The 6,815-nt window shown below is 50.8% G+C and carries 6 protein-coding genes and 1 tRNA gene; 1 reads left to right on the top strand and 6 read right to left on the bottom strand.

The window, feature by feature from the left end; genetic code table 11:
• Nucleotides 1-135 precede the first annotated feature (135 nt).
• From FC49_RS09315 to metE, 3 genes are read right to left on the bottom strand one after another with little or no spacing between them, the layout of a single operon-like run.
• A complete protein-coding gene (locus FC49_RS09315; RefSeq protein ID WP_056984874.1) occupies nucleotides 136-1,005 on the bottom strand; it encodes a bifunctional 5,10-methylenetetrahydrofolate dehydrogenase/5,10-methenyltetrahydrofolate cyclohydrolase in 870 nt (289 codons plus the stop codon).
• 11 nt (nucleotides 1,006-1,016) lie between these two features.
• Nucleotides 1,017-1,862: a methylenetetrahydrofolate reductase [NAD(P)H] gene (metF, locus tag FC49_RS09310; protein ID WP_056984873.1), complete on the bottom strand. Its 846-nt coding sequence runs from the start codon at nucleotides 1,860-1,862 to the stop codon at nucleotides 1,017-1,019.
• Entirely contained in the window at nucleotides 1,863-4,127 is a 2,265-nt protein-coding gene (metE, locus tag FC49_RS09305; RefSeq protein WP_056984872.1) for a 5-methyltetrahydropteroyltriglutamate--homocysteine S-methyltransferase, read from the bottom strand.
• A 127-nt stretch (nucleotides 4,128-4,254) separates the two neighbouring features.
• Between metE and FC49_RS09300 the strand changes: the two genes are divergently transcribed.
• On the top strand, nucleotides 4,255-5,187 hold the full coding sequence (locus FC49_RS09300; protein ID WP_056984871.1) for a LysR family transcriptional regulator: 933 nt from the start codon (nucleotides 4,255-4,257) through the stop codon (nucleotides 5,185-5,187).
• 229 nt (nucleotides 5,188-5,416) lie between these two features.
• Here FC49_RS09300 and tpx read toward each other — a convergent pair whose 3' ends face one another.
• From tpx to FC49_RS09285, 3 genes are all read right to left on the bottom strand, one after another.
• The gene (gene tpx, locus FC49_RS09295; protein WP_056984870.1) at nucleotides 5,417-5,917 is read right to left on the bottom strand and encodes a thiol peroxidase; all 501 of its coding nucleotides are present in this window, start codon (nucleotides 5,915-5,917) and stop codon (nucleotides 5,417-5,419) included.
• A 126-nt stretch (nucleotides 5,918-6,043) separates the two neighbouring features.
• Nucleotides 6,044-6,116 (bottom strand) — tRNA-Thr (locus FC49_RS09290).
• Nucleotides 6,117-6,175: 59 nt separating this feature from the next.
• Nucleotides 6,176-6,685 (bottom strand): cysteine hydrolase family protein, encoded by a 510-nt coding sequence (locus FC49_RS09285; RefSeq protein WP_056984869.1) that lies wholly within the window; start codon nucleotides 6,683-6,685, stop codon nucleotides 6,176-6,178.
• Nucleotides 6,686-6,815: the final 130 nt, after the last annotated feature.

Below are 6,815 nucleotides of genomic sequence, written 5' to 3'. Positions count from 1 at the left end.
ATAAGGAGGTCACTTCATATTATCTCCCAAAAGCACTTTAAGCGATTGGAAATCAAATAACTGCAAACCGGCTTGACCACGAAAACTTACCGCGGTCAAGCCGGTTGATTTATGCTACGAGGAATTTGAACAGAATTATCCCACTAAAAATGAACTGAGCTCCCGCCGCCATTCGGCCAGCTCAACCGTTTGGCGCATCAACATGGCGACCGTCAGCGGACCCACGCCCCCGGGAACTGGAGTAATCAACTGCGCCCGGGAGGCAACGCTGGCGAAATCAACGTCGCCCACCAGCTTGCCAGCTGGCAGACGGTTGATCCCCACATCAATTACCACTGCCCCTGCCTTGACGTCCCCCGCTGTAATCAGGCTAGGGGCCCCGGCGGCAACAATTAGGATGTCCGCCTGCCGGGTCAATGCGGCCCGCTTTTTAGTATGCCGGCCAACAAAGGTCACGGTCGCGTTCCGGTTATTCAGCAGCGCCAGGAGCGGTTTGCCAACCAGGAGGCTCCGCCCAACAATGACCACGTTGGCCCCCTCTAGCGGCACCTGGTACAGATTTAATAGCGTCATAATCCCCCGGGGCGTACACGCGACCGGGTAATGACCACCCTGTTTGGCATATAACCGTCCCAGGTTGAGTGGATGAAGGCCATCGGCGTCCTTTGACGGGTCGATTGTATTAACAATCTCCTCACCCTTGAGCTGGGCCGGGAGGGGCGCCTGTACCAGGATTGCGTCTACACTGTCATCACGATTTAATTTCCGAACCTGCTGTAAAACGGTTGCCTGGTCGACGTCAGCTGGGAAATGGTACCGGGTCGAAGCAATGCCCAGTTTCTGTGCCAAACGGTGCTTAGTACGGGTATAGATTTGACTGGCCGGGTCATCGCCGACTACAATTACCGCAATCCCCGGCGTAAACTGGTGCGCCTTTAATGCTGCAACCTGCTGGCGGGTTTTTGCATTTATTTCCCGGGCAATTTTTTTACCATCAATAATCATCACATCGCCCCCTAACAGCTGACCTGGAGGAGCGCCCCAATGTTTTGCTCAACCTGGCGGGCGGTGTCCGCCTGGTTCATCGTGTACAGGTGGATCCCGGAAACGTCATTGGTCGCCAGGTCGACAATTTGGTCAATCGCGTAGCTAATCCCTGCCTGTTTCAGGGCCTCGGGATGGTCATGATACTTGGCCAGGATGTCCTTAAACTTCTCCGGGACCGCCACCGCGCTAGTCCGCAAAATCCGGTTAGCCTGCTGTTCGTTAATGATTGGCATAATTCCGGCAATAATCGGCACGTCAATCCCGGCAATGGCACATAGTTCACGAAACCGGTAGTAGCAGCGGTTATCTAAGAAAAGCTGGGTAATGATCTGGTCACACCCCGCCTCCACCTTCAGCTTTAAATGCTGCAGCTCGGCCACCATATCCAGCGACTCCGGGTGCTTTTCCGGGTAGCAGGCGCCCGTAATTTGAAAATCAGGATAATTTTGCCGGATGTAGTCAATTAGGTCACTGGCGTGGGGAAAGTCATTCTTTTTGGCTAACCCCGGCCGTTCGTCCCCGCGTAGCACCAGGACCCGACCAACGTGGCGTTCACGTAATTGCGCCATGATTCGGTCAACATCAGAACGGCTAAGGTACCAAGCTGGGAGGTGAGCCATCGCTGGCACGTGACAACAATTTTCGACGTAATCGGCAACCCTGACCGTCTCCTGAGCCAGGCTGGCCGTTTGGCTGCTGCAAGTGACACTGATAAACGATGGGGCAAGGTCCTGCAGGGCGGCGAGCACCTGGTTCAGATGGTTAATGCCAACCGTGGAGTTGGGTGGAAAGACTTCGTACGATAAACTGGTCATCTAATCACCCTCCCCGAGCTGCTTGCGAACTGCTCGTGTCGCCGCAAGTACATTGGTTAAACTAGCCTTGGTTTCTTCCATCCCCCGGGTCTTGAGCCCACAGTCGGGATTAATCCAAACCTTCGGCGCGGCAATTTTCGCCAGGATCCGGTTAATCGTCGTCTGTACCTCATCAACTGACGGAATCCGCGGCGAGTGGATGTCGTAAACGCCCGGACCGACTTCGGTTTCAAAATGCTGCTTCTTTAGCGCATCGAGAATTTCTAGGTTGGAACGCGATGCTTCAAAGGAGATCACGTCGGCATCCATAGCATCAATTGCCGGGATAATGTCGGTAAATTCACTGTAACACATATGGGTGTGAATCTGTGTTTCCGGCTGGACCTTGCTGTGGACCAAACGGAAGGCCGGGATAGCCCAGTCGAGGTATTCTGAGTACCAGTCGGACTTTCGCAGGGGCAGCTTCTCGCGTAGGGCCGCCTCATCAATCTGGATAATCTTAATTCCGTTGGCTTCCAGGTCGAGGACCTCTTCCTGGATTGCCAGGGCTAACTGGAGGGTGGCTTCTTTCAGGCTGATGTCTTCCCGGGGGAAGGACCAGTTCAGGATCGTCACCGGCCCCGTCAGCATCCCCTTGACTAGCTTCTTGGTTTGACTCTGGGCGTACTTGGACCACTTGATGGTAATTGGTTGCTGGCGTTTAACGTCACCCCAGATGATTGGCGGCTTTACACACCGGGTCCCGTATGATTGAACCCAAGCGTTCTTGGAAAAGAGGTAGCCGGAGAGGTGCTGGCCGAAGTATTCGACCATGTCGTTACGCTCAAACTCCCCGTGTACCAGGACGTCCAAGCCCACCCGCTCTTGCCACTTTAGCCACTCGTCAATCTTTTCCTTAATGAAGGCATCGTATTGTTCCTGGCTAATTTCGTGCCGACGGAACTGGCGCCGGACCTGCCGGACTTCCTTGGTTTGGGGGAAGGAGCCAATTGTCGTGGTTGGCAACAGTGGCAACCGAAACGCCGCCTTCTGGAGCTGTTCACGAACTGGTCGAGCTGGCTGGCGGGTAAAGTCCGCATCTTTCAGGCTGGCAATCCGGGCGTGGAGTTCAGCATCTTCTTGTACCCGTGGGTGGGCAAATAACGCTTGGTTGGCGTGCAGCTTCCCCGCGCCCTGACCATCGTAAATCGCCGCGAGGTCTTGGAGCTCCGCCAGCTTTTCCTCTGCAAAAGCGAAGTGCTCCTTGACGTCCGGTGCAAAGTCCTCGTTAGCCACCGTAATTGGGACGTGGAGCAGGGAACAAGAAGTATTCATCACGACCTGTTTGGCCCCGACTGCTTTAAGCTGCGCTAAACTCCGGTCGTAGTGGTTGCGCCAGATGTTTTTCCCGTTAACTACCCCGGCAAAAAGGACCCTATCATCCGGGAAACCGTGACTGACTAATTGCTGGGTTTGTTTTCCTTCCACAAAGTCCAGACCGAGCCCATCGAACGGCAGACTGATTAGGTCGTCATAGACATCCCGGACGTCGCCGAAGTAGGTCTGTAAGAGGACCTTTAACTTCCCCTTGGCAGCCAATAGCGGACGGTAGAGGTCGTTAAATAGCTGCTGGTCTTCAGCAGTCAGGTCCTTAACCAGCGCTGGTTCGTCAAGCTGGATCCAATGGGCGCCCTGCGTGATGAGCTTGGTGAAAACCGCTTGGTAGGCCGTCACGGCGTCCTTGACAAAATCGCCGGCGGTCGCATTCTGGTATTCACTCAGTTTTAACAGGGTGAAGGGGCCAAGCAGGACCGGCCGGGTAATGATTCCTAATTCCTTGGCCTCCGCAAACTCGGCAAAAATCTTGTTTCCAGTCAGCTTGAAGCGGGTATCCTGATTAAGCTGGGGAACCAGGTAGTGGTAGTTGGTGTTGAACCACTTCTTCATTGGCCAGGCCAACACATTGCCCGCTCGTCCCTGGTAGCCCCGTGCCAGGGCGAAATACTTATCTAATTCGGAGAATGGCAGGTCCTGGACATTCTGGGGAACCAGGTTAAATAAAAAGGCAGCGTCTAAGGTTTGGTCATAGTAGGAAAAGTCATTGCTGGGGATTTCGCCAATGCCCGCCTGGCGGAGCAGCTCCCAGTTGTGGCGCCGCAGTTGTTTTGCCGTCGCCCGCAACTCTTCCTGGTCAATCGCGTTTTTAAAGTATTTCTCGGTAGCAAATTTCAGTTCACGCTTCTCGCCGATTCGGGGGAAGCCAATAATTGTGGTGGTTGTCATCATTCAGTCATCTCTTTCGTTTTTTATTTGTCTAATAATCTACCATGAATGTTTGCTATTGAATAACTGTTAAATATTTGAACCCGATATAGGGAAAGACTATAATGCTAATAAAAAAGGATGGCCATCGATGCGAATTAAACAACTGGAATACCTCGAAGCGGTGATTGAGACCGGCTCAATTAATGAGGCGGCAAAACGGCTCTACCTCACCCAGCCCAGCCTCTCGAGTGCGATTAAAGACTTAGAAAAAGAAATGGGCATTACAATCTTTCAAAGGAGCAATTCTGGCGCTCGTTTAACCGCCGACGGTCGTGAATTCATGAATTACGCTAAGCAGATCTTAGACCAGGTCCGCCTGCTCGATGACCGGTTCAAAAAGCAGCAGCCCCTCCACCAATCATTTGCCGTTTCCGCCCAGCACTACGCCTTTGTAGTCAACGCCTTCGTGGAACTAATCAAGGAGATCAACTCACCAAGCTATAAGTTCATCCTGCGGGAAACTGAAACGGAAAATATCTTTAACGACCTGCGTACGTTTAAAAGTGAGCTCGGCGTGCTCTATATCAATAACTTTAACCGCCGGATCATCAGCAAGCTGTTAACAGAAAACGGTTTAGAATTCACGCCGCTTTTTACGGCCCAGCCGCACGTCTTTTTGAGCCGCTATAACCCCCTTGCCAGGCGTCACTCAATCAGTCTTGCTGACTTAACCGAACTGCCCTACCTGTCCTTTGAGCAGGGCGAAAACAACTCCTTTTACTTCTCTGAAGAAATCCAGTCAACCCTCAGCCACAAAAAGGAAATTAAGGTTAGCGACCGGGCAACCATCTTTAACCTGATGGTCGGCTTGAACGGTTACACCATTAGTTCGGGAATTATCAGCAGCAAACTTAACGATGACAAGATTGTCGCGATTCCCTTGGAGCTTGATGATCCAATCACGCTTGGAATTGTCCAGCACCAACACACAATCACCAGCCAGCTGGGGCAGGAATACATCCAATTGCTAAAGAACCACATTCGCGATTACGGCTTCCCAATTATTGGTGAAGACGAATAAAAAAGGGAGCGCAAACCACCAGAAATTGGTAGTTCACGCTCCCCTTAATCTTTAAAGATGCTAGTTCTTTAACTATTGAAAAGATAATGTACGAACCCTACAGGCTAACTTTCTGTTGTAACCATGAGGCTGANATAAATCAGCGTTTGACCAACCTAGCCATCCTTGCGGAGGTTCGAAGACAAACGCCCCAAATCAGCTAGCCGGTTTGGGGCGTTTTTTCTCACTCTCACTTCGCCAGTGTTTCCTTTAAGGCCGCCAGTGCCTGGTCGTAATCCGGCTCGTCAGTCAGTTCAGCAACGATTTCCCGGTAGACAACCTTCCCCGTAGCATCGAGGATCCAGACTGACCGGGCCAGGAAGCCCTCGTCCGGGATCAGCAGCTTGGATTCGTAGCCAAACGATTCTTCACTGTCGGAAACGAGTTGCATGTTTTTCACGCCTTCAGCCGCGCACCACTTTTGCTGGTCGGCTGTGGTATTAGTCGAAATCGTCAAAAAGTTGACGTCTGGAAACTGGTCCATGGCCGAATTAAATTGCTTGGTTTGGAGACTGCAAACCGGGGTGTTAATGTCCGGTACAACACTCAAAAGGGTTACCTTGCCCAGCAGCTCCTTCAATTTAACCTTATTCCCATCCTTGTCAAAAACCTTGAAATGAGGAAAATCATCGCCAACCGCGGGCGGGTTGCCGACTAACTGCCGCTGTTCACCATTGATTGTGATTTCCATCCGTATCAGCTTCCTTTCTCAATTGAATTATGTTCAGTATAACAAACTCCGCCTAGAAAGCAGTAGTAAATTAAAAAAGACCGGATAATTTCCCTTATTAGGAATTATCCAGTCCACATAAAGTAGTGCCAACTAGAGGAGTCGAACCTCCGACCTTCTCTTTACGAGGGAGATGCTCTACCAGCTGAGCTAAGTTGGCATGAATTATCACAAGTCAACGTTAATTATTATATCATGATGACTTCGCCTTGAAAATACCTATTTTGTTTTTATTTCAGAAATAAATTTCAGGAAATTCTGCCCCCAAATCTCTTCAAAATACTGAATCGTCTGTCCTGCTGTTAAAAACTTATTATCGACCGTACTGCTTGCCCCGGGCACCATCTCCAGCCGGTAGCCGAGGCCATGCGCCATCTTAATCGTAGTATCAACACAGTATTCAGTTTGCGCACCGCAAATCTCTAACTCGTCCACCTGCCGCTGTATGAGAAAGCTCTGGAGGTCGGTCTGATAAAAAGCATTGAGCTGCGTCTTATTGACATAGAGATCCTCTTTGCGGGCATCTAGTTCTGGGAGTAATTGCCAAGCACTCGTCCCCCTAGTTAAATTCATATTCTGATGTTGAATAAAGATAATCGGCAGCCCTTGTTCACGAAACCACCTGATTCGACAATTGACTAAGGTAACTAAATCCTTTAATCGAAAGAGAGTCTGTCCCTTTGTTCGACAAACACCATTTTGCATATCAATCACCAGCAGGGCCCGCATTTTAATTTTTCCTCCCTTTCAGCTAGAAACAAATCAAAGTTCACCATTCATAGTATACGAAAAGAGCCGCCAACAAGCTGTTGACGACTCTTTAATAATAACTCCGGCAGTCAGACTCGAACTGACGACA

The sequence above is a fragment of the Limosilactobacillus oris DSM 4864 genome (genome assembly GCF_001434465.1).
In the GTDB taxonomy this organism is placed as follows: domain Bacteria; phylum Bacillota; class Bacilli; order Lactobacillales; family Lactobacillaceae; genus Limosilactobacillus; species Limosilactobacillus oris.
The sequence above is the reverse complement of the archived record's forward strand: the minus strand, read 5'-3'. Positions and strand labels throughout refer to the sequence as shown.